This window comes from Pseudomonas sp. SWRI22 (genome assembly GCF_014268395.2).
GTDB lineage: Bacteria > Pseudomonadota > Gammaproteobacteria > Pseudomonadales > Pseudomonadaceae > Aquipseudomonas > Aquipseudomonas paracarnis.
The window spans coordinates 1480965-1502565 of record NZ_JABWQK020000001.1 but is presented as its reverse complement, the minus strand read 5'-3'; the positions used below and the strand labels follow the sequence as shown (position 1 = coordinate 1502565).

Sequence of the window (21601 nt, the reverse complement as noted above, 5' to 3'; positions counted from 1 at the left end):
ATGAATGATTTACAGCTCGACGACTTCAAGACCGACGAAAACGCCGCCATGGTGCTGCTGGTCGACGACCAGGCCATGATCGGTGAAGCCGTGCGGCGTGGCCTGGCCCATGAAGAGAACATCGACTTCCACTTTTGCGCCGACCCGCACCAGGCGATTGCCCAGGCGATCCGCATCAAGCCCACGGTGATCCTGCAAGACCTAGTGATGCCGGGCCTGGACGGCCTGACCCTGGTGCGTGAGTACCGCAATCACCCGGCCACCGCGAATATCCCGATCATCGTGCTGTCCACCAAAGAGGACCCGCTGATCAAAAGCGCGGCCTTTGCGGCCGGGGCCAACGATTATCTGGTCAAGCTGCCGGACAACATCGAATTGGTGGCGCGCATCCGCTATCACTCGCGCTCCTACATGACGCTGTTGCAGCGCGACGCGGCCTACCGCGCGTTGCGGGTCAGCCAGCAACAGTTGCTGGACACCAACCTGGTGCTGCAACGCCTGATGAACTCCGATGGCCTGACCGGGCTGTCCAACCGCCGTCACTTCGACGAATACCTGGAGCTGGAATGGCGCCGCGCCATGCGCGACCAGACCCAACTCTCGTTGCTGATGATCGATGTGGATTTCTTCAAGACCTACAACGACAGCTTCGGCCACGTCGAGGGCGACGAAGCCTTGCGCAAAGTCGCCGCCACCATTCGCGATGCCAGCAGCCGCCCTTCGGACTTGCCGGCGCGCTACGGTGGCGAAGAGTTCGCACTGGTCCTGCCCAACACCTCGCCGGGCGGCGCACGCCTGGTCGCGGAAAAACTGCGCATGGCGGTGGCGGCGTTGAAAATCCCGCACATCGCCCCGGCTGAAGGTGCCAGCCTGACCATCAGTATCGGGCTGTCGACGTTGACGCCGGCTCAGGGTACGGACTGTCGGCAGTTGATCATGGCGGCGGACAAGGGGTTGTACACGGCCAAGAACAATGGGCGTAATCAGGTTGGTATCGAGTAATTAGAGGCCAACTTCAATGTGCGAGGGGGACTTCCCCCTTGCACTCCTGAGTTTCGTACTCATCCGAATTGATTACATATGAAAGTTTTTGAGCTAAGAAATCTGCCATCGTTGTAGAGCCGATGGCAGGGGGCAGGACGGCGTTATTCTATTCTGAATCCAGGCTTGCCATTATTCGCGCGCCACTCTTTGACCTCTTTTACAATGCCTTCTGGACTGTCTTCTCTACCCTTTCTTGGATAATAGACGAGGTCTGACCCATCAGGATGCTCCGTAAGTCGCTTGAATTCTAATAGCATTTCGTCATCTTCTTCCTCAGAGCGAGCACTCGCATCACAAAGAGAAATTACAAATTTTAAAAATTCGCTTTCTGTGTACTCGGAAATTGAGGTTTTCATCTTAATTACCTTTGCCGTGAATACGCTTATGAAGTTTTGGAGTGACTATGTGGATATTGTCGATGTCGAAAATTTCTCCGCCTTGGGAAATGAATATTTTATGGTGAAGTTCGAATTTACTAGATTTTCCAGCATGTTCTAGTTCGCTAGTATAGGGCGCCTTGCCGTTTAGTATTCTTCTTAGGTTTTGACGGTTTAACTGACTAGCCAGTTCCGAGTCGCTAGCAACCGTTTTCCAGAAGGCTTCACGAAATGCCTTGAAGTTTTTAAATTCTTGACCTCTCAGTTTTGCGGCAATTTGCGATGGTATAGGGACTCCTTCACCCTGGGAGGCCGCTCCCAGCCAAGAGCCGGTTATAGATTGCCCATTGCCTGTCACGATTCCGGGATCTTCACGCCGATCCCTGAACATGACATAGATTGGAGGCAGGCCAGAATCGACCGGGAAAACGATGATGAAGTCGTCAAATCCAGCTTCAACAACGGCTGGAAAACTGTCAACCCTACCCTCGACTGGAATTGTGTCGGCGCCTGCATAGACGGGCGTTTCAGGCGGGGCCGGTGGCAGCGTTGTTGAGCTATCTCCAGGAGCGGAAATAGGTGTCCAAATCAACGTTCTTGGTGGAATGTCACTTGTCGTGACGGTGTATACCTTCTGCCCAGGATCATAGGTCGCAGTAACCACTTTGACCCTGGAAGGCACGCTTGCACCATCGGTGTTGACCACAAAAACTTCTGACCGCCCATCTGCGGCCGTCCTCGAACTCATTCGAACCGGCAGGTCGATTGTGCCGTTGACTGCCGAACTTATCGTCGACTCGTCGAGGCCTGGTACCAAGGTTGAGATCGGTGTGCCAAGCGCATAACGCTCTGGAAGTTCTCCGTTCGCGAGTTTGGGAGAATAGATCAGCACTGAAACACCGACCATCAAGCCACTCGCGGTACTGGCGGCCAATTCCGTCAATGCGGCCACTGCTGCCCCAATAGCGGCTCGCAGCGTGACGGTAACCCCCTCTGCTGTAGCGATAGTTCCGACTGAGGTCATGACGATCGCTTGAGTCGCAGCAGCAGTGCCCGACAGTCGATAGGTATTGGCTACTCTTACCGCTTCAATACGCGCTTGGGCCGTTGCTACCTGCTGCGCACGTTCTGCGAGGTCGCTGATTGCATTGGAGGCGTTGGCAAGAAACCGCGCGGACTCTGACTTCAGCACAAAGTCATGATGGCTGAGCCATCTCACCCCAAGAGCGGTATTCTGCTGTAGATAAATAAGCTGTTTGAGTCCCTCAAGCTCGGGTTTGCTCAGTGGCGGTGTAACCCGTGGGTTGGCTGCGGGATAGTAAATCATCAACCCGTTCCGGTTTATGGCTAACGGTGGGTCAATAGGTTTGATCGCTGCCATCGTTTCTTCGATCATTTTGTCCAGCGTGTTTTTGTAAAGCATGAGGGTCTGGCCGGGTGTCAATCCAACGACCGAACCGGCAAGAGAGGCGAGTTCCACCTGCAAATATTCCGGCAGCAACTGCACTTGAATTTCCAACTCATCTGCAATGACCTTCAGATACTCATTGTGTAAATTTGCCCAGCCAGGATCATGTTCGGCTAAATTGGCCTCCAGCGTTTGCCGGGCCTTTGCCAACCCTGAAAGTTTTTTAGTCAGAATGTCTATGGAGAGCGAGAGAGCCTTGAGTTCTTGTGCGGCCCTCCAGACGTTGTCGTAAAGTGTGTAGGCATCGCCCAGATTTTTTATCGGGTCAGAAGAGGCAAGCGTTTCACGTAGCTTTGTATAAGTTAAGTTTTCCATCAGGTAAAAAGGGCTTTGATCATAGAGCCCATAGATGAGTGGCGCAGTACTGGCGTATTTGGTTTTTTTCGCGCCGATGATTTCAAGTGTGATTTTTTGATCGAGAACGGCTGAGGCTGTTTCTGTAAGCGGCTGTGAAGCTTTCGCGGCTTGCTGTTTCTCTGCGAGTTCGCGTTCAGTTTCAGTAGTGAGCGTTGCGAACCGTGCGCTGTACTCCGCGTCAATCAAGGATTGATTGTACTTTTGCTCTCCAATGAAATCGGCGGTGGTGCTAGGGAAGTCAAACTGCTTGAAGCGGCTACGGTCTCCTTCACCTCGACGTGGCCCTTCTTGAAGGCCCCAGCCATCTCCACTTCCTACGTAGCCTCCGCCTTCACCACCCCAATAAGTGTTTCGTCTCCCTGCGGTAATTATCGTCGGCTTGAGTTCTAAAGGTTGTCCTGGCTGCCACCCTTGTTGTGCCATAGGGCCTCTCCATTTTTATGAGAGTGATCGTTAGAGTTTGTGCGTCCTGAAGAAAAAAACTCAGGCGCTTTGATCAAACTTATTTGAGAGGGAAGAAAGAAAAAACTGATGGCGTTTTGATTTGATTTTATGCGTGTAGGAGACTCTGTAAGACGGTTCTGAAACTGATGTATTTATATTCTTGTATGTTTATCACTTGAGTCTTGGGATGATTTGGCTAGAAACCTAATTGTTTGTTTTTATTGGAGTGGGTTGGTTTGTGGTCTTTTAGGCAGGCTCTGATTTGGATTTTCAAATTATTTGTATAAACAGATGAACGGTCTGGTTTTAGCGAGTAGTAGGTCGGGTTTTCTAACGCGCGGCATCGTCAACCTATAGGAAATGCTCTGAGGGTCACGTGTCTGTCACCGAAGCAAGCGTGACGAGAGGCAAGCGCTGTCTTGGCAGAATCGACCAAGCGGGCTGCCGTTTCCAGCCGTTTGCCGTTATACTCGCCGGCTTTCAAAAGTTCGCCAACGAGTGCTGCCCGCCATGGAAATCAACCCGATCCTTAACACCATCAAGGACCTGTCCGAGCGCTCCGAAACTATTCGGGGGTATCTTTGACTACGATCAAAAGCATGAGCGTCTGACCGAGGTCAATCGCGAGCTTGAAGATCCGAGTGTCTGGAACAAACCTGAATACGCCCAGGAACTGGGGCGCGAGCGCGCTGCGCTGGCACAGATTGTCGATACCCTCGACGAACTGAACACCGGCCTGGGTGATTGCCGCGACCTGCTGGACATGGCCGTCGAAGAAAACGACGAAGGCGCAGTGGGCGATGTTGTCGCCGAGCTGGCCCGTCTCGAGGAAAACCTCGCCAAGCTTGAATTCCGCCGCATGTTCAGCCACGAAATGGACCCGAACAACGCCTACCTGGATATCCAGGCCGGTTCCGGTGGCACCGAAGCCCAGGACTGGGCCAACATCCTGCTGCGCATGTACCTGCGCTGGGCCGACAAGCGCGGTTTCGACGCGACCATCATGGAACTGTCCGCCGGTGAAGTGGCCGGTATCAAGGGTGCGACCGTACACATCAAGGGCGAATACGCCTTTGGCTGGCTGCGCACCGAGATCGGCGTGCACCGCCTGGTGCGCAAGAGCCCGTTCGACTCCGGCAACCGTCGCCACACCTCATTCTCTGCGGTGTTCGTCTCGCCAGAGATCGACGACAAAGTGGAAATCGAGATCAACCCGGCCGACCTGCGGATCGACACCTACCGTTCCTCCGGCGCTGGTGGTCAGCACGTAAACACCACTGACTCGGCCGTACGTATCACCCACGTACCGACCAACACCGTGGTCAGCTGCCAGAACGAACGTTCCCAGCACGCCAACAAGGACACCGCCATGAAAATGCTGCGGGCCAAGTTGTACGAGCAGGAAATGCAGAAGCGCAACGCCGCTTCCCAGGCGCTGGAAGACACCAAGTCGGATATCGGCTGGGGTCACCAGATCCGTTCGTACGTGCTCGATGCCTCGCGGATCAAGGATCTGCGCACTAACATCGAACGCAGCGACTGCGACAAGGTACTCGACGGCGATATCGACGAATACCTGGAAGCCAGCCTGAAATCCGGCCTCTAATACCCTCTGTGGGAGCGGGCTTGCCCGCGATCCCCCGCCGAAGGCTGGGGGCAACGAACCTGATGGAATATTTAAAGACATGAGCGACCAACAACTCGACCCGCAAGCCCTGCAACAGGAAGAAAACTCCCTGATCGCCCTGCGCAAGGAAAAGCTTGCTGCCGAGCGCGCCAAGGGTAACGCCTTCCCCAACGACTTCCGTCGCGACAACTACTGCGATGCCTTGCAGAAGCAATACGCGGACAAGACCAAGGAAGAACTGGCAGAGGCTGCGATCCCGGTCAAGGTGGCAGGTCGCATCATGCTCAACCGTGGCTCGTTCATGGTGATCCAGGACATGACCGGTCGCATCCAGGTCTACGTCAACCGCAAGACCCTGTCCGAAGAAACCCTGGCCTCGGTGAAAACCTGGGACATGGGCGACATCATCGCCGCCGAAGGCACCCTGGCCCGTTCCGGCAAGGGCGACCTGTACGTCGAGATGACCAATGTACGCCTGCTGACCAAGTCCCTGCGCCCGCTGCCAGACAAGCACCACGGCCTGACCGACACCGAACAGCGCTATCGCCAGCGCTACGTTGACCTGATCGTCAACGAAGACGTGCGCCAGACCTTCCGCGTACGCTCGCAAGTCATTGCTCACATCCGCAGCTTCCTGATGCAGCGTGACTTCCTGGAAGTGGAAACCCCGATGCTGCAGACCATCCCGGGTGGTGCCGCAGCCAAGCCGTTCGAGACCCACCACAACGCGCTGGACATGGAAATGTTCCTGCGTATTGCGCCTGAGCTGTACCTCAAGCGGCTTGTTGTTGGCGGCTTTGAAAAGGTGTTCGAGATCAACCGCAACTTCCGTAACGAAGGCGTCTCGACCCGTCACAACCCTGAATTCACCATGTTGGAGTTCTACCAGGCCTACGCCGACTACGAAGACAACATGGACCTGACCGAAGAGCTGTTCCGCGAGCTGGCACAGCTGGTGCTGGGCAGCACTGACGTGCCGTACGGCGACAAGGTGTTCCACTTCGGCGAGCCATTCGTGCGCCTGTCGGTGTTCGACTCGATCCTCAAGTACAACCCCGAGCTGACCGCTGACGACCTCAACGACATCGACAAGGCCCGTGCCATTGCCAAGAAAGCCGGCGCCAAGGTGCTGGGCTTCGAAGGCCTGGGCAAGCTGCAGGTGATGATTTTCGAAGAACTGGTGGAGCACAAGCTGGAACAGCCGCACTTCATTACCCAATACCCGTTCGAAGTGTCTCCGCTGGCCCGTCGCAACGACGACAACCCGAACGTCACCGACCGTTTCGAGCTGTTCATCGGTGGCCGCGAAATCGCCAACGCCTATTCCGAGCTTAACGATGCGGAAGACCAGGCCGAGCGCTTCATGGCCCAGGTGGCCGACAAGGACGCCGGTGACGACGAAGCCATGCACTACGATGCCGACTTCGTTCGGGCCCTGGAGTACGGCATGCCGCCGACTGCCGGTGAAGGTATCGGCATTGACCGTCTGGTGATGTTGTTGACCAACTCGCCGTCGATCCGCGACGTGATCCTGTTCCCGCACATGCGGCCACAAGCGTAACCGTAGCGAAATCCGAAGCCGCCTTTTATAAGGCGGCTTTTTTATGTGGCCTGTTCAAGTGGTGCTCGTCATTGATCGTTCCCACGCTCCGCGTGGGAGTGCACTCTGTGACGCTCCGCGTCACCTCTAAAGGAAGAAGTGTGGTGAACCGCATAATGGCTCAAGAAGGTGCCGCCGGCATTGCTGCTGCCGTGGCTGAAAGTGTTCAGTACCAGGGCCGCAAGGCCAGTCGGCGGGGCAGCGAGCAGCGCCGGCAAGACATTCTCGATGCGGCCATGCGTATCGTAGTGCGCGATGGCGTGCGGGCCGTACGTCATCGGGCAGTGGCGGCAGAGGCGGGGGTGCCGCTGTCGGCCACCACCTATTACTTCAAAGACATCGACGACCTGCTCACCGACACCTTCGCCCAATACGTGGAGCGCAGCGCCGCTTTCATGGGCAAGCTGTGGGTGCGCAACGAAGGCCTGTTGCGCGAGATGGTCGCCTATGGTGACGGCAGCCCGCAGTCGCGTTCGCAACTGGCCGATGATATCGCCCGCCTGACCGCCGACTATGTGCTGCGCCAACTGACCAACCGCCGCGAATACCTGATGGCCGAGCAGGCTTTTCGCCAGGAAGCCCTGCTCAACCCGCGCCTGGCCGAACTGGTACGCTCCCACCAACAGATCCTGTTGCAGGGCACCGGGCAGTTTTTCCAGGTATTGGGTTCCCGTGAGCCACAGCAGGATGCCAAGGTGTTGACGGCTATCATCAGTCGGATGGAATATCAGGGCCTGTTGGGCGGCGCAGAGCCTTTGACGGGTGACGAGATGCTTGAAATCCTCAAGCGTCACATGCACCTGGTATTGGCCTCGGCCTAGCCCTGTGCGCAATCTGCTTTGGGTGGGGGCAGGCAAGCCAGCTCCTACCTCTGATGGGCCTGCTGCTCAGATGTGAAGCCGTGCGCTAACTGCGCGTGGGCCAATAACGTTTAAAGAGGAAGCACCGGGTGGACGATTACCAGCAGACGATACGCACCTTGTCCGATCGCATTGTGCTGGCGCAAACACCGATCCGCGTCCTTGATGCGGTGAAATGGGACGAGAACATTCGTCAGGGATTTCTCAAGGCCAAGGGCAAGGCGATGCCTGCCGTAGACCGTGATTACTACCTGAACCGGCCGCTGTCGTTCGATTCCAGTGCGGTGAAGCTGGAGTTTCAGAACATCGAGCGCGACATCACCCGTCGCCTTGGGCAATTCAGTCCGGTGGGGCAGATCATGCGGCGCATGTGCCGTGAATACCGCATGGTGGTGCGCATGCTTGAAGCGCGCGGCACCGAGGACTTCGGTCTGATTTCCCAAGAGCTTTACGGCGCCGCCTCCGATGCGTTCCACGCCGGCGACCCGACCCTGGCCGACCTTGGCCTGATGCTCTCCGACTACCTGAACAACATCGATGGCCGGGGTGACCTCAAGGACGAAGCCAAGACCCTCACCGCCAAGGACGCGGTCAGCCTGCTGCAAACGCGCCTGAACAAGGTGTTTGGCGAAGCCGAAGAGACCATCCGCGTGTTCGAGTCCGACGGCATCGTCGCCGATGCGGCAGCGGGCGCCGACTACATCAAGATCCGCGCCGATGCGATGTTCAATGACCGCGACGTGCGCGCCCTCGAAGTGCATGAAGGGTTGGTGCATGTGGGCACCACCCTTAACGGCCAGAACCAGCCGATCTGCACGTTTCTGTCCAAGGGCCCGCCGTCGTCCACCGTCACCCAAGAAGGCCTGGCGATCCTGATGGAAATCATCACGTTTGCCTCCTACCCCAGCCGCCTGCGCAAACTCACCAACCGGACCCGCGCCATCCATATGGTGGAGGAGGGCGCTGACTTCCTGCAGGTGTTCGAGTTCTTCCGCGAGCAAGGCTTTGAAATGGCCGAAAGCTATGGGAATGCCAGCCGGGTATTTCGTGGTTCGGTGCCCACCGGCCTGCCATTTACCAAGGATTTGTCCTACCTCAAGGGCTTTATCATGGTCTACAACTACATCCAGCTCGCCGTGCGCAAAGGCAAGCTGGAGCAAGTGCCGCTGCTGTTCTGCGGCAAGACCACCCTTGAAGACATGCGTACCCTGCGCCAGTTGGTCGACGAAGGCCTGGTGGTGCCGCCCAAGTACCTGCCGGAGCAGTTTCGTGACATGAACGCGCTGGCGGCCTGGATGTGCTTCTCCAACTTCCTCAACCACTTGAGCCTGGACCGGATCGAGGCGGATTACTCCAATATCCTGTAACTGACGAAACCGAATCAAAAAATGTGGGAGCTGGCTTGCCTGCGATAGCGCTGGGTCAGCCAGCGCTCAGTCACTGATAGACCGCTATCGCAGGCAAGCCAGCTCCCACATTTGATCTTTACTGGTCTTCAGAACTTTCGCGAGGTTTCAACGGATGAGAATCCTCGGCATTTTATGCCTGCTACTCACATTGAACGGCTGCAGCTCCTTGCTGTTCTACCCCGAGCCCGGCCTACCCTTCACCCCGGAAAAAGCCCACCTGCAATACCGCGACGTCACGCTCACCACCGCAGATGGCGTGAAACTGCATGCCTGGTGGCTGCCGGCCAAACCCGGTGTCCCGCTCAAGGGCACAGTCCTGCATTTGCACGGCAACGGCGGCAACCTCGCCTGGCACCTGGGGGGCAGTTGGTGGTTGCCGGAGCAGGGTTATCAAGTGCTGTTGCTGGACTATCGCGGCTATGGGCTGTCGGAAGGCAAGCCGTCGTTGCCGGCGATCTACCAGGATATCGACGCCGCATTCGGCTGGATCGACAAGGCGCCTGAAACCCAGGGGCAACCGTTGGTTATTCTCGGCCAAAGCCTGGGCGGTGCATTGGCGGTGCATTACCTGGCAGCCCACCCGGAGCGTCAAGCCCAGCTAAAAGCCTTGGTACTGGACGGCGTGCCAGCCAGTTATCGTGACGTAGGACAATTCGCCCTGAGCACTTCCTGGTTAACCTGGCCGTTGCAGGTGCCGCTGTCGTGGCTGGTGCCCGACGCCGACAGTGCGATCAATGCCATTCCCCGGTTGACCGGTGTGCCCAAGCTGCTGTTCCACAGTCTGGATGACCCGATCGTGCCGGTGGCCAATGGGATCCGCCTGTATCAAGCGGCGCCACCGCCCAGGGTGTTGCAACTGACTCGTGGCGGCCATGTGCAGACCTTTGCCGACAAGACCTGGCAAACCGTCATGCTGCGTTACCTGGACGACCCGCAGCACTTCAATGGCCTGCGCCGTCTGGGCGAGATTCCGAATTACCCTATTCCTAAAGTTGACTCATCAGAGAGCCCGCAATGAGCGAAGAACGCAACATGATCCCGCTGATCCTCACCGGCATCGGTACCATCATCGGCACCGTTGGCTGCCTGTGGTACTACGGCTATCTGCACTTCGCCAAGCCGGAAGATGCGTTGCTGCTCAGCGATTTCACCATGCTCAAGACCATACCGGGCGAAGATTACAAAGTCTCCCTGACCCCGGCCGCGCAAGTGGCGCAGTGTGTTGACGGCGTATTGGTGATGTTTGATACCGAGCAGAAAGGCTTGAGCGGCGTGCTGGTGAACAACAAGAAGCAGGCCGTACGTTGTATAGGTCAAGAAACGCCGAAACTGGAGCAGTAGGACAGGCAGTGTGGGGAAAGCTGGAACCATTTTGAGTGAGTTGCCACTGATTTGGGACCGAGCAGCAACGCTGATTCGGTTAACTCTTTAACTTGATTTGGAGTCACATATGTCTATAAGTGGAGTTGGTCCTTCCCAAGGTGGTTTTGGCGCTCAAGATGCAGGTCAACAATCCGGTGACGTAGGCAGCCTCAAGAAAGAGATTGAGGATCTGAAGAAGCAAATAGGTCAGATGCAATCTCAAGGTGCCGGTGGTTCAGAGGGCGGCGGCGGTTCGGGAGGCGCTGTGGATGACCTTAAAAAACTGCTGAAAGAACTCGAGGAAAAGCTTAAAGCTATGGAAGGCCAAGAGGGTAAAGGCGCTGATGGCGAAGGCAGCAAGCCTGGTGGCGAAGGTAGCGCAAAGATTTCCATTGATTTCCAGCAGTAACATGAATAACGGGAACCGTCTTGCGTCAGAAGCCACAAAAGCGTCATGACTCATAAAGATTGGGGCCGAGACAGTGGCGATTACTATTGCTGCGATACGCAATATGTTGAACATGGCGAGAGGGCATGAAGAACTGGAGCGCAAAGTTGCCCAGACGCATGAGCTTAGCCAGCTGATGGACAAGCTATCGAGCGCGAAGATAGAAATGCCGCTCGAAGATACACATCGTCCAGTCGGGTTCGACGAACCCAAAAAAAACCCACCGTAAGGTGGGTTTTTTATCCAGCATCAATCAGTTAGCAACGGAAGACCGTGGCTTGACCGGCTGGTTGTCGTTGGAAATGGTCACTTCCACGCGACGGTTCATGGCGCGGCCGGAGACGCTGCCGTTATCGGCAACCGGGTATTCCTTGCCATAACCCTGGGTCACGATACGCGAGATATCCACGCCTTGTTGAGCCAGTGCACGCTGAACAGAAGCGGCACGACGCTCAGACAGGCTCTGGTTGTACGAGTCGGAACCGGTGCTGTCGGTGTAGCCTTCGACGATCACTTTACGGTCTGGGTTATCGCGCAGGAACTGAGCCAGCTTGGTGATGTTCACCAGGCCGCTGGATTTCAGATCGGACTTGTTGGTGGCGAACAGCACGTCACCGAAAGTCACCAGGGTGCCGCGATCGGTTTGTTTGGCGTTCAAGCTGTTTTGCAGTTGCTTGATTTGTGCGTCACGAGCGTCCAGCAGGGCGCGGGCACGTTCGTCACCAGCGTTTTTCAGCTTGGCTTCGGATTCGCGCAGGACGATGGTGTCCTTGGCCACTTCAACGCGCTGGTTGGTCAGGTAGGCCAACTGGTCGACTTTCTTCTCGTCTTCCTTGTCGCGGTAGGCCTTGTCAGCCTTGTCCAGCCATTCGCTGGCGTCTTTGGTTTCCAGCGCCGCCAGCTTGGTGGCTTGCGGGTTGGTTTGCAGGGACGAGAAATTGGTCCGCGCATTTTCCAGGTTCGCGTTCGGCGGGGTGGAGCAGGCCGCCAAGGCAACGCTCATCGCCAGCAGGGCAGGGATCATCAATTGTTTACGCATAGTCGTGTCGTCCTTTCAATTCGATATCAGGTGCGATGCAGTCAAGGAGCTGCGGCTTACTTCTGCATGATTGCAGCTGGGCGCATGCCTTCCTTACGCAGTTCTTCAACAGCCTTCTGGGAATCCTTCACAGCCTGTTGAGCCTTGGCAGCCTGGGCCTTACGCTCAGCGACGCGGGCATCCCACTCGGCTTGTTCAGCCAATTGGCGAGCCTTGTCGTAGTTCTTGTCGTGCATGGCAATCTCAGCTTCTTTGAGCTTGTCCTGGGCCGACTTCATTTCCACCGCCGCATACTCGGTACCGCCGGCGCTGACTGCGCTGTTGACGGCCGATTGGGTCACGGCGTACTGCTCGGTTGGAGGGTTGCCGGCGCAGCCAGCCAGAACGAAGCTGGTGCCGATTGCCAGCGCGGCCAATTTGAGCCCGCGCAGGTGGTTAAACGAGGATTTGGCAGTGCTGGTGTTCATCGTCTTCAACTCCATTGGATAACTCCTGAAAAACATCAAAATCCATCGGGGCGTATCGATTTCGGGCCCGTCGGTAAAGCACATGGCGTCCGTTCAAACGACCGTTCCACAAGTGATGGCTACTGGCTGTGACCGGAGGCTTTTTTCAAAAGTTCAGCGGATATGGCGATTTGCCTAAAAAAATATCTGACTGATTGGTCAGTGTTTGAAAAATGGAACTTTCGCGGTGCGCAGCGGTACCTCCGGGCCTGTAAAAGGCCCGGAATACGTGGGTTTAATTGACGTCAATAAATGTTTATCAGTGTTTTTGTTCGTCAGCGCCGGCCGACAAATCATGTAAGTGGCGACGGGATAAAGTAAGAAAGCGTGGCGTGGGGCCGACGTCTTCATACAGCGGGTCACCCTCTTCGTCAGTGGCAATTACCTGCTGGCCCTGGATGTAGGGAAAGCTGGCTTCCAGCTCTTCTAGGGCGGCACCGATCAACTCGCCGAGCAGTTCTTCGACATGGCGCTTGGGGTACATCTCGGCAATGGCCGCCAGCCGTGCAGCGGCTTCTACATCCAGATGAATGGCGTACTCAGTCTTGGTCAAACGACCCTTGGCGGTTTCTTCCCAATGCTGGGCCAGTTCTCGAATTTTCATGGCTACCTCAATAAAGCCTGCGATGGCAGGCGGTGATGAGTGACCAGCCGCCTGCGTGGATGACGCGGCGACTCACCGTTGAGACTAGCTGCAAGCGCCAAGGTTTAAAGTCGTTTGCGTTCGGCCTTGTCAGAAACCGACGTCGGCGGCACTCTGAAGCACCTGCGCGTCCCGGATTTCTGGCTGGAGATTGGCTGATGAGTGATATCGATGCACGCTTGCGTGAGGATGTTCACCTGCTGGGTGAGCTGTTGGGCAACACCATTCGAGAGCAGTACGGCGAGGCTTTCCTCGAAAAGATCGAGCAGATCCGCAAAGGCGCCAAGGCCGACCGTCGCGGAGCCGTTTCAGAGAAAGCCGCTGGCGATGAGTTGAGCGCCAGCCTCAATCAGCTGCAGGAGGACGAACTGCTGCCGGTGGCCCGAGCCTTCAACCAGTTCCTCAACCTGGCCAACATTGCCGAACAATATCAATTGATTCATCGGCGCGATGAATCGCAACCCGCGCCGTTCGAATCCCGGGTTTTGCCGGAGTTGCTGGCCCGTCTGCAAAGCGAAGGTCACAGCAATGAATCCCTGGCCCGGCAGTTGGCGCGGTTGGACATCGAGCTGGTGCTCACCGCCCACCCCACCGAAGTGGCCCGCCGCACGCTGATCCAGAAATACGATGCCATTGCTGCGCAACTGGCCTTGCAGGATCACCGCGACCTCACCACCGCCGAGCGCGAGCAGATTCGCGAGCGCTTGCAACGCTTGATTGCCGAAGCCTGGCACACCGAAGAAATCCGTCGGGTGCGGCCCACCCCGGTGGACGAAGCCAAATGGGGCTTTGCGGTGATCGAGCATTCGCTGTGGCACGCCATCCCCAATTACCTGCGCAAGGCCGACCAGGCCCTGCACGCCGCCACCGGCCTGCGCCTGCCCCTGGAGGCTGCGCCGATTCGCTTTGCTTCGTGGATGGGTGGCGACCGTGACGGCAACCCGAACGTCACCGCGCCGGTCACGCGCGAAGTGCTGTTGCTGGCGCGTTGGATGGCGGCGGATTTGTATCTGCGTGACATTGATCAATTGGCCTCCGAGCTGTCGATGCAACAGGCCAGCCCGGCGTTGCAAGCCAAAGTCGGCGACAGCGTCGAACCTTATCGTGCCTTGCTAAAGCAACTGCGTGAACGCCTGCGCGCCACGCGCCAGTGGGCCCACACCTCGTTGACCAGCACCACCCCGGCGCCGGCCGAGGTGTTGCAGAACAACCGCGACCTGCTGGACCCGCTACAACTGTGCTACCAGTCCCTACACGAATGCGGCATGGGCGTGATCGCCGATGGCCCGCTGCTCGACTGCCTGCGCCGTGCCGTGACGTTCGGCCTGTTCCTGGTGCGCCTGGATGTGCGCCAGGACTCCAGCCGTCACTCGGCGGCCATGACCGAAATCACCGATTACCTGGGCCTGGGGCGTTATGAGGACTGGGATGAGGATGCGCGTATCAGCTTCCTCACCCAGGAACTGACCAATCGGCGGCCATTGCTGCCGGGTTACTTCAAACCCTCGGCGGACACTGCCGAGGTGCTCAATACCTGCAAGGAAATCGCCGCCGCACCAGCCGCATCATTAGGTTCGTATGTCATCTCCATGGCCGGCGCCGCGTCGGATGTGCTGGCGGTGCAACTGCTGTTGAAGGAATCCGGTGTACAGCGGCCAATGCGCGTAGTGCCATTGTTCGAGACCCTGGCCGACCTGGACAACGCCGGGCCGGTGATGGAGCGCCTGTTGCAACTGCCGGGTTACCGCGCGCGCTTGCAGGGCCCGCAGGAAGTGATGATTGGCTACTCGGACTCGGCCAAGGACGCCGGCACCACGGCCGCCGCCTGGGCACAGTACCGCGCCCAGGAGCGTCTGGTGGACATCTGCCGCGAGCAACAGGTGGAGCTGTTATTGTTCCACGGTCGCGGCGGCACTGTTGGTCGTGGCGGTGGCCCGGCGCACGCTGCCATCCTGTCGCAGCCACCGGGCTCGGTAGCGGGGCGGTTCCGCACCACTGAGCAGGGCGAGATGATTCGCTTCAAATTCGGCCTGCCGGATATCGCTGAGCAGAACCTCAATCTCTACCTGGCCGCGGTACTGGAAGCGACCCTGTTACCGCCGCCGCCTCCCGAGCCTGCCTGGCGTCATCTGATGGACGAACTGGCGGCAGACGGTGTCAGCGCATACCGGGCCGTGGTGCGGGAAAATCCGCAGTTCGTCGAGTACTTCCGCCAGTCCACGCCGGAGCAGGAGTTGGGCCGTTTGCCTTTGGGCAGTCGCCCGGCCAAGCGTCGTGCGGGCGGGATTGAGAGCTTGCGCGCCATCCCATGGATCTTTGGCTGGACCCAGACGCGCCTGATGCTGCCCGCCTGGCTCGGCTGGGAAGCGGCACTGAGCAAGGCGCTGGAGCGCGGTGAAGGTCAATTGCTGGGGCAGATGCGCGAGCAGTGGCCGTTCTTTCGCACGCGCATCGACATGCTGGAAATGGTCCTGGCCAAGGCCGATGCCGATATCGCCCGTCTTTATGATGAGCGCCTGGTGCAGCCGGACCTGCTGGCATTGGGTGCGCACTTACGCGACCTATTGTCGCAGGCGTGTGACGTGGTGCTTGGCCTGACCGGCCAGTCGCAGCTGCTGGCCCATAGCCCCGACACCCTGGAGTTCATCCGCCTGCGCAACACCTACCTCGACCCCTTGCACCTGTTGCAGGCCGAGTTGCTGGCACGTTCCCGTCAGCAGGAGGCTGCCCAAGACAGCCCTCTGGAACAGGCGCTGCTGGTGTCCGTGGCCGGTATCGCGGCCGGTTTGCGCAACACCGGCTGAGGTTTTTTGCGTGTACTCAATGGCTTGCGGATAAACCGCGACGACCGCCCGGAAACGGGCGGTCGTCGTTTGAGAGGGTGGGTTGCGCTCAGGCACACCCTGGCGCTGACGCATGTGCGGCGCGGGTTTCTCCTACTTTTGGCGGCTTGTATGGTGAGGGCCCGCTGTGTATCTTGATCAGCCTTTGGCCGTTTGATCGGCCTAGAACCACATTTTTACGAGATTGGCCCCACGCGGCGAATCCGAGCGTCATCTCTATAAAAAATTGAGGAGCACATCGATGCGCGTCATTCTGCTGGGAGCTCCCGGGGCCGGTAAAGGTACTCAGGCAAAGTTCATCACTGAAAAATTCGGCATTCCACAAATCTCCACCGGCGACATGCTGCGTGCGGCCGTCAAGGCTGGCACCGAACTGGGCCTGATCGCCAAGAGCGTGATGGACAGCGGCGGCCTGGTCTCCGATGACCTGATCATCAACCTGGTCAAGGAACGCATCAGCCAGGAAGACTGCAAGAACGGTTTCCTGTTCGACGGCTTCCCACGCACCATTCCCCAGGCTGAAGCCTTGGTGAAGGCGGGCGTGGAGTTGGACGCCGTGGTCGAAATCGCGGTTGAAGACGAAGAGATCGTCCAGCGTATCGCTGGCCGTCGTGTTCACGAAGGCTCTGGCCGCGTGTACCACATCGTCTACAACCCGCCGAAAGTGGAAGGCAAGGACGATGTCACCGGCGAAGACCTGGTGCAGCGTAAAGACGACACCGAAGAAACCGTGCGTCATCGCCTGTCGGTCTACCATTCCCAGACCAAGCCCCTGGTGGACTTCTACCAGAAGCTGTCCGCAGCCCAGGGCAAGCCGAAATATAGCCACATCCCTGGTGTGGGCTCGGTAGAGGCCATCACCGCCAAGGTGCTGCAAGCACTGAGCTGATCCCTTGATCAGCGGCACAGACAACGGCCCGCTTGCGGGTCGTTGTTGTTTATACTGGCGCACTTTTTTCCGACTTGGACACCCACACCGATGAGTACCCTGCTGGCCCTGGACACCGCGACTGAAGCTTGCTCCGTTGCCTTGCTGCACGATGGCAAGGTCACGAGCCACTACGAGGTGATCCCGCGCCTGCATGCGCAGAAATTGTTGCCGATGATCAAGCAATTGCTTGAAGACGCCGGGACCACCCTGGCTGCCGTGGATGCCATCGCGTTCGGCCGTGGCCCCGGTGCGTTCACTGGCGTGCGCATCGCCATCGGCGTGGTGCAGGGCCTGGCCTTTGCGCTGGAGCGCCCGGTGTTGCCGGTGTCCAACCTGGCGGTACTGGCCCAGCGTGCGTTGCGTGAGCACGGGGCATCGCAGGTGGCAGCGGCAATTGATGCGCGCATGGATGAGGTTTACTGGGGTTGCTACCGTGAGACCGCAGGCGAAATGCGCCTGGTCGGTACGGAAGCGGTGCTGGCCCCCGAAGCGGCGCAGTTGCCCGCTGACGCCAGCGGCGATTGGTTCGGTGCCGGCACGGGTTGGGGTTATGGCGAACGCATCAAGGTGACCTGTGCCGAGCAGGACGCGGCGATGTTGCCACACGCCGAAGACCTGCTGGCGTTGGCACGTTTCGCATTCGAGCGCGGCGAGGCGATTGCGGCGGACCAGGCAGCACCGGTGTACCTGCGCGATAAAGTCGCGCAGACCAAGGCCGAACGCGGGATTATTTGACGCCAAAAAGGTGGGTGTTACGCGGCAAATTTCGCCAATCGTCAGAATTTGCCTGGGTTTTTAAACCTTTTACAAATTATGTGTTCTAGTTATCACCAGAGCATTTGCGCGCCATGGAAAGTGCCGCTAAATTGCCATCATTGATACCGAGTCTGCATGTATGCGTATAGACGGTTTTTCCTCACAGTCGTACCCCCTCAAGCGTAAGCCGCGCAAGGCGAGCGTGACGGTAGACGAGTCCGTCGAGGATTCACCGGACTTCATCGAAGTACACACCGATACGCCTTCCAAAGCTCAAGGCGCCTCGAGCGCCCGCATCAGCGGCGTTCCTGCCCGTCAGCAAGACATGGTCTTTCCCCGTTCCATGAGCAAAAGCGTTGCCACCGCCTTGGCCAGCTACCTGACCACTGCCGGCTTTGTCGAATGGGATATGGAAGTGCTGGGTCTCGATATCCATATCTGATGCGTTTGCCTTATTACATCGGCTGCCCGTCCTGGAGTGAAAACGCCTGGCGCGAGTACCTGTATCCCGTTGAGGCACGTTCCAGCGATTACCTCGGGCTCTATTCCCAGGTCTTCAACGCCGTTGAGGGCAATACCACTTTTTATGCTCGCCCCTCGGCCGCCACTGTGCAGCGCTGGGCCGAAATCATGCCTGATGATTTTCGCTTCACCGCCAAATTTCCCGGCGATATCAGCCATGCTGGCGATTTGCGTGAACAGTTGCCGGCGGCAGAAAGTTTTGTCGGCTTGATGAGCCCTTTGGGTGAGCGCGTTTCACCGCTGTGGCTGCAGCTCTCGAAGAGCTTTACGCCGCCACGCCTGGCGGAGCTGGCTGGATTTCTCGATGGCATTGATCGGCCGCTGGCCGTGGAGGTGCGTCATGAACTGTTCTTCGCCAAGGGTGATGCTGAGCGCATGCTCAACCGCCTGTTGCGCGATCGCGGTGTCGAGCGCATCTGCCTCGATCCACGTGCCCTGTTCAGTTGTACCTCTACCTCGGAAGCGGTGCTGCATGCCCAGTCCAAAAAGCCCCGGGTGCCACCGCGCCCAGCGGCCCTGACGCAGTTTCCCCAGGTGCGCTTCATTGGGCATCCGGACCTTGAGGCCAATGACCCGTTCCTGATTCCATGGGTGGAAAAGATCGCCAGTTGGATCGAAGAGGGCCGCACGCCCTATATGTTCCTGCACACGTCGGACAATCGTCTCGCGGCACAACTGGCGCTGCGCTTCCACGCCAAGCTGATGGTGCGCCTGCCAGGGCTACCGCCGCTGCCTGCCTTGCATCGAGAACCCGTGGCGGAGCAGCTCGGGCTACTTTGAGGGTCGAGCCGTGGGTGTGGTCAAGACATTGAGTGTGTTGCTGGTGCTGGTGGGCGCATTTGCGTTGGCCGTCTGGCGGGGTTGGGTGCCGATGCCGGCCGAGTGGAACCCCTGGGCGCCCTTGGATGTGCGGGCCAGCCCCAACCTGTTGACGCGCTACAAGCTCAGTCGTTTGCAGGACGATCCGGCGCTGTGTGACCAGGTGTTGAACACCTCTGGTCTGCGCGTGAGCCGCCAGGCCGATACACCGGCTGATGCGGCGTGCCCCTTGCGCAATATTCTGCGTGTGCAGGGCGCTGACGTGGCCTTGAGCAGCAGCTTTCTCGCCAGTTGCCCGCTGGCGGTGGCGTTCGCCTTGTTCGAGCGCCATAGCCTGCAACCGGCGGCCCAGGCCGTGTTTGGCCAGGCGGTGAGCCGCGTCGAGCATTTGGGCAGTTTTGCCTGCCGTAATATCTACAACCGCGCCGACGGTCGACTCAGCCAGCATGCCTCGGCCAATGCGCTGGATATCGCCGGTTTTCGCCTGGCGGATGGGCGCAGCATCAGCGTGCTCAAGGATTGGCCGGGGCAGAGCGACAGTGCGCGTTTCCTGCGTTTGGTACGCGATGGCGCCTGTGATGATTTCAACGTGGTGTTGAGCCCGGACTACAACGCGGCTCATCGCAACCATTTCCATCTCGACATGGGGCGTTGGTGGGTGTGTCGCTAGGGTTCAGGCGGCCAGGCGCAGGTTGTGGGTCACCAGCGGGCGTGCCCAGTAGTAATCGAAATCCAGTGCCTTTTGCTGCGCCAGCAGCTCTTCTTCAGGGTACGGCGTGGCGGCCGGTGGCAGCAGGTCCAGCTCGAATTCGGCAATCGGCAGGTGCAGTGGGCGTGGTTGTGGCGCGGGGCCTGGCCCGGGTAGCGGTTGGCCGGCGTTCAGCACGATGGGGCGCACCCACTCGCTCTCAAACGCTTGTTGGCGTTGCTGGGCGATGACTTCTTCTTCCGGGAACGGCGTGGCGGCCGGTGGCAGCAGCTCGGTTTCGAACTCGGCAATCGGCAGGAAGAGCGGTTCCGGCGGGGCGATCTCGGTGTCTTTCACATCGCACTCACGCTGGGTGAGGATCTGCGCCAGCAGGTCGGCGCCTTCGCGGGGTTCAACTGCCGGGTCTGCCGGGGCGGGCGCCTTGGCGGCGAGCGCGTCCGGCGTTTCACCGAGCTGCTCGGCCAACGCGCGGGCGAAGAAGTCCTGCCACACATGACTCACCCCGGCCAGCGCTTGGGTATTGCGCAGGCCGTAATGGTTGTGGGTCGGCAGTACACCGATGGAAAGGGGAAGAATGTCTGACATTTTTCTCGGTCGACGCTCAGCTCTGGCAAAATACCTGACTGTGATTTTTATCGGCCGTTGTTTGCCGATCCTTAATATTTTTGAGCGTGGCGATTGATGAACGAACAACCAGCGGCCAGCCGCATCCAGGTCCAAGCCTTGGCTGACAGCTTCCAGGCCCGCGCTGAACAGTGGGCTTCGCTGCTGGGGTTGCCTCTGCAGGTGGCCGATGCGGATTTTTCCCTGCAAGTGGGGGAGCACGGCTTGCAGTTGCAACAGCTTGGGCCTGATGCGCCAGGGCCGGTGCGGGTCGACTTTGTCGAAGGCGGCGCGGCGCATCGGCGATTGTATGGTGGTGGCAGCGGGCAGATGATCGCCAAGGCGGTGGGCATCGCCCAGGGCGTGCGCCCGCGAGTGCTGGATGCCACGGCTGGCTTGGGCAAGGACGCGTTCGTGCTGGCCAGCCTCGGGTGTGAGATGAGCCTGATCGAGCGCCAGCCGTTGATCGGCGCCTTGCTCGAAGATGGCCTGGCACGCGCTGCCGAAGATTTTGACGTGGCGCCGATTGTGGCGCGCATGAAGCTGCTCAAGGGCAACTCCATTGACGTGATGCTCAATTGGCAGGGCGAGCCGCCTCAGGTGATCTACCTGGACCCAATGTTTCCGCACCGTGAGAAAACTGCCCTGGTGAAGAAGGAAATGCGCCTGTTCCGGCCGTTGGTGGGCGATGACCCGGATGCACCGGCGTTGCTTGCGGCCGCTCTGGCTTTGGCCAGCCATCGGGTGGTGGTCAAGCGGCCGCGCAAGGCACCCTGTATTGAGGGGCCGAAGCCAAGCCATGCGCTGGATGGCAAGTCCAGCCGCTACGATATTTATCCCAAGAAGGCGCTCAAGGCTTAAGCGGCAGCATTCATCTTGCTGATGCGGCGAGATCCAATTGTGGGAGCTGGCTTGCCTGCGATGACGGCCTCCCAGCCGACACCTATCCACCTGACACTCCGCGATCAACCTGTGGGAGCTGGCTTGCCTGCGATGGCGGCCTTCCAGCCGACACCTATCTCCCTGGCGCCCCGCAATCAAATTGTGGGAGCGGGCTTGCTCGCGAAGGCGGCCTGACAGCCGACACAGTTGGATTGTGTACATATCCATTGCTGCGGTAACGGCTACTTAGGGTTCCGCCTGACGGCGGGTCACTTTGGAAAAGAGCCCCAAAGTAACCAAAGGGCTCTTGCCCCACCACTCGGCACCTCGCTTGGGCTCGGTGTGCCCGAAC

At 58.6% G+C, this 21601-nt stretch carries 21 protein-coding genes; 15 read left to right on the top strand and 6 right to left on the bottom strand.

Annotated features, from left to right (window positions below):
- Positions 1 to 1002 carry a PleD family two-component system response regulator gene (locus tag HU730_RS06555; protein ID WP_054897111.1) on the top strand — a complete coding sequence of 334 codons (1002 nt, stop codon included), beginning with the start codon at positions 1 to 3 and terminating at the stop codon, positions 1000 to 1002.
- Between the two features lie 143 nt (positions 1003 to 1145).
- Here HU730_RS06555 and HU730_RS06550 read toward each other — a convergent pair whose 3' ends face one another.
- Both HU730_RS06550 and HU730_RS06545 read right to left on the bottom strand, forming a co-directional pair.
- A complete protein-coding gene (locus HU730_RS06550; protein ID WP_054897112.1) occupies positions 1146 to 1400 on the bottom strand; it encodes a bacteriocin immunity protein in 255 nt (84 codons plus the stop codon).
- Between the two features lies 1 nt (position 1401).
- A complete protein-coding gene (locus tag HU730_RS06545) occupies positions 1402 to 3669 on the bottom strand; it encodes an S-type pyocin domain-containing protein (protein WP_186526504.1) in 2268 nt (755 codons plus the stop codon).
- 531 nt (positions 3670 to 4200) lie between these two features.
- Between HU730_RS06545 and prfB the strand changes: the two genes are divergently transcribed.
- From prfB to HU730_RS06510, 7 genes are all read left to right on the top strand, one after another.
- Positions 4201 to 5296, top strand: a protein-coding gene (prfB, locus tag HU730_RS06540) for a peptide chain release factor 2 (RefSeq protein ID WP_096001736.1) whose coding sequence is annotated in 2 segments (ribosomal slippage) — positions 4201 to 4272 and positions 4274 to 5296 — 1095 coding nt in all. Because the reading frame shifts where the segments join, the coding sequence is not laid out codon by codon here.
- Between the two features lie 79 nt (positions 5297 to 5375).
- Entirely contained in the window at positions 5376 to 6878 is a 1503-nt protein-coding gene (gene lysS / locus HU730_RS06535) for a lysine--tRNA ligase (protein ID WP_003189082.1), read from the top strand.
- A 143-nt stretch (positions 6879 to 7021) separates the two neighbouring features.
- Positions 7022 to 7738, top strand: coding sequence for a TetR family transcriptional regulator (locus tag HU730_RS06530; RefSeq protein ID WP_106117928.1), 717 nt, complete (start codon positions 7022 to 7024; stop codon positions 7736 to 7738).
- 128 nt (positions 7739 to 7866) lie between these two features.
- Complete coding sequence (locus tag HU730_RS06525) at positions 7867 to 9144, top strand: flavohemoglobin expression-modulating QEGLA motif protein (protein ID WP_014717201.1); 1278 nt, start codon at positions 7867 to 7869, stop codon at positions 9142 to 9144.
- Between the two features lie 154 nt (positions 9145 to 9298).
- Positions 9299 to 10204: an alpha/beta hydrolase gene (locus tag HU730_RS06520; protein ID WP_034126512.1), complete on the top strand. Its 906-nt coding sequence runs from the start codon at positions 9299 to 9301 to the stop codon at positions 10202 to 10204.
- The gene (locus HU730_RS06515; protein WP_054917825.1) at positions 10201 to 10527 is read left to right on the top strand and encodes a hypothetical protein; all 327 of its coding nucleotides are present in this window, start codon (positions 10201 to 10203) and stop codon (positions 10525 to 10527) included. Before HU730_RS06520 ends, HU730_RS06515 begins: the two co-directional genes overlap by 4 nt.
- A gap of 109 nt (positions 10528 to 10636) precedes the next feature.
- On the top strand, positions 10637 to 10957 hold the full coding sequence (locus HU730_RS06510) for a hypothetical protein (protein ID WP_054897116.1): 321 nt from the start codon (positions 10637 to 10639) through the stop codon (positions 10955 to 10957).
- A gap of 292 nt (positions 10958 to 11249) precedes the next feature.
- Here the strand turns inward: HU730_RS06510 and HU730_RS06505 are convergent, their stop codons facing one another.
- From HU730_RS06505 to HU730_RS06495, 3 genes are all read right to left on the bottom strand, one after another.
- Positions 11250 to 12035 (bottom strand): OmpA family protein, encoded by a 786-nt coding sequence (locus HU730_RS06505; RefSeq protein WP_034126516.1) that lies wholly within the window; start codon positions 12033 to 12035, stop codon positions 11250 to 11252.
- A 56-nt stretch (positions 12036 to 12091) separates the two neighbouring features.
- Entirely contained in the window at positions 12092 to 12517 is a 426-nt protein-coding gene (locus HU730_RS06500; RefSeq protein WP_034126517.1) for a DUF4398 domain-containing protein, read from the bottom strand.
- 283 nt (positions 12518 to 12800) lie between these two features.
- Positions 12801 to 13145, bottom strand: coding sequence for a hypothetical protein (locus HU730_RS06495; protein ID WP_034126518.1), 345 nt, complete (start codon positions 13143 to 13145; stop codon positions 12801 to 12803).
- A gap of 197 nt (positions 13146 to 13342) precedes the next feature.
- Here HU730_RS06495 and ppc point away from each other — a divergent pair, with 197 nt between their 5' ends.
- The 6 genes from ppc to HU730_RS06465 all read left to right on the top strand — a co-directional run bounded on the left by ppc (position 13343) and on the right by HU730_RS06465 (position 19725).
- Positions 13343 to 15988 carry a phosphoenolpyruvate carboxylase gene (ppc, locus tag HU730_RS06490; protein ID WP_034126519.1) on the top strand — a complete coding sequence of 882 codons (2646 nt, stop codon included), beginning with the start codon at positions 13343 to 13345 and terminating at the stop codon, positions 15986 to 15988.
- 280 nt (positions 15989 to 16268) lie between these two features.
- A complete protein-coding gene (gene adk / locus HU730_RS06485; RefSeq protein WP_003189104.1) occupies positions 16269 to 16916 on the top strand; it encodes an adenylate kinase in 648 nt (215 codons plus the stop codon).
- 90 nt (positions 16917 to 17006) lie between these two features.
- Entirely contained in the window at positions 17007 to 17693 is a 687-nt protein-coding gene (tsaB, locus tag HU730_RS06480; protein ID WP_096144494.1) for a tRNA (adenosine(37)-N6)-threonylcarbamoyltransferase complex dimerization subunit type 1 TsaB, read from the top strand.
- Between the two features lie 160 nt (positions 17694 to 17853).
- Complete coding sequence (locus tag HU730_RS06475) at positions 17854 to 18156, top strand: hypothetical protein (protein WP_034126521.1); 303 nt, start codon at positions 17854 to 17856, stop codon at positions 18154 to 18156.
- Entirely contained in the window at positions 18156 to 19016 is an 861-nt protein-coding gene (locus HU730_RS06470) for a DUF72 domain-containing protein (protein ID WP_096144493.1), read from the top strand. Before HU730_RS06475 ends, HU730_RS06470 begins: the two co-directional genes overlap by 1 nt.
- A 10-nt stretch (positions 19017 to 19026) precedes the next feature.
- On the top strand, positions 19027 to 19725 hold the full coding sequence (locus HU730_RS06465) for an extensin family protein (protein ID WP_034126523.1): 699 nt from the start codon (positions 19027 to 19029) through the stop codon (positions 19723 to 19725).
- 3 nt (positions 19726 to 19728) lie between these two features.
- Here the strand turns inward: HU730_RS06465 and HU730_RS06460 are convergent, their stop codons facing one another.
- Complete coding sequence (locus HU730_RS06460) at positions 19729 to 20349, bottom strand: hypothetical protein (protein WP_034126524.1); 621 nt, start codon at positions 20347 to 20349, stop codon at positions 19729 to 19731.
- A gap of 96 nt (positions 20350 to 20445) precedes the next feature.
- Between HU730_RS06460 and HU730_RS06455 the strand changes: the two genes are divergently transcribed.
- Positions 20446 to 21228 carry a class I SAM-dependent methyltransferase gene (locus HU730_RS06455; RefSeq protein WP_186526505.1) on the top strand — a complete coding sequence of 261 codons (783 nt, stop codon included), beginning with the start codon at positions 20446 to 20448 and terminating at the stop codon, positions 21226 to 21228.
- Positions 21229 to 21601: the final 373 nt, after the last annotated feature.

What these genes read in the sequence shown, in the direction of transcription:
- HU730_RS06555 (WP_054897111.1), top strand. Translation starts at nt 1, where the DNA reads ATGAATGATTTACAGCTCGACGACTTCAAGACCGACGAAAACGCCGCC.
- HU730_RS06550 (WP_054897112.1), bottom strand. Translation starts at nt 1,400, where the DNA reads ATGAAAACCTCAATTTCCGAGTACACAGAAAGCGAATTTTTAAAATTT.
- HU730_RS06545 (WP_186526504.1), bottom strand. Translation starts at nt 3,669, where the DNA reads ATGGCACAACAAGGGTGGCAGCCAGGACAACCTTTAGAACTCAAGCCG.
- lysS (WP_003189082.1), top strand. Translation starts at nt 5,376, where the DNA reads ATGAGCGACCAACAACTCGACCCGCAAGCCCTGCAACAGGAAGAAAAC.
- HU730_RS06520 (WP_034126512.1), top strand. Translation starts at nt 9,299, where the DNA reads ATGAGAATCCTCGGCATTTTATGCCTGCTACTCACATTGAACGGCTGC.
- HU730_RS06515 (WP_054917825.1), top strand. Translation starts at nt 10,201, where the DNA reads ATGAGCGAAGAACGCAACATGATCCCGCTGATCCTCACCGGCATCGGT.
- HU730_RS06510 (WP_054897116.1), top strand. Translation starts at nt 10,637, where the DNA reads ATGTCTATAAGTGGAGTTGGTCCTTCCCAAGGTGGTTTTGGCGCTCAA.
- HU730_RS06505 (WP_034126516.1), bottom strand. Translation starts at nt 12,035, where the DNA reads ATGCGTAAACAATTGATGATCCCTGCCCTGCTGGCGATGAGCGTTGCC.
- HU730_RS06500 (WP_034126517.1), bottom strand. Translation starts at nt 12,517, where the DNA reads ATGGAGTTGAAGACGATGAACACCAGCACTGCCAAATCCTCGTTTAAC.
- HU730_RS06495 (WP_034126518.1), bottom strand. Translation starts at nt 13,145, where the DNA reads ATGAAAATTCGAGAACTGGCCCAGCATTGGGAAGAAACCGCCAAGGGT.
- ppc (WP_034126519.1), top strand. Translation starts at nt 13,343, where the DNA reads ATGAGTGATATCGATGCACGCTTGCGTGAGGATGTTCACCTGCTGGGT.
- adk (WP_003189104.1), top strand. Translation starts at nt 16,269, where the DNA reads ATGCGCGTCATTCTGCTGGGAGCTCCCGGGGCCGGTAAAGGTACTCAG.
- tsaB (WP_096144494.1), top strand. Translation starts at nt 17,007, where the DNA reads ATGAGTACCCTGCTGGCCCTGGACACCGCGACTGAAGCTTGCTCCGTT.
- HU730_RS06475 (WP_034126521.1), top strand. Translation starts at nt 17,854, where the DNA reads ATGCGTATAGACGGTTTTTCCTCACAGTCGTACCCCCTCAAGCGTAAG.
- HU730_RS06470 (WP_096144493.1), top strand. Translation starts at nt 18,156, where the DNA reads ATGCGTTTGCCTTATTACATCGGCTGCCCGTCCTGGAGTGAAAACGCC.
- HU730_RS06460 (WP_034126524.1), bottom strand. Translation starts at nt 20,349, where the DNA reads ATGTCAGACATTCTTCCCCTTTCCATCGGTGTACTGCCGACCCACAAC.
- HU730_RS06455 (WP_186526505.1), top strand. Translation starts at nt 20,446, where the DNA reads ATGAACGAACAACCAGCGGCCAGCCGCATCCAGGTCCAAGCCTTGGCT.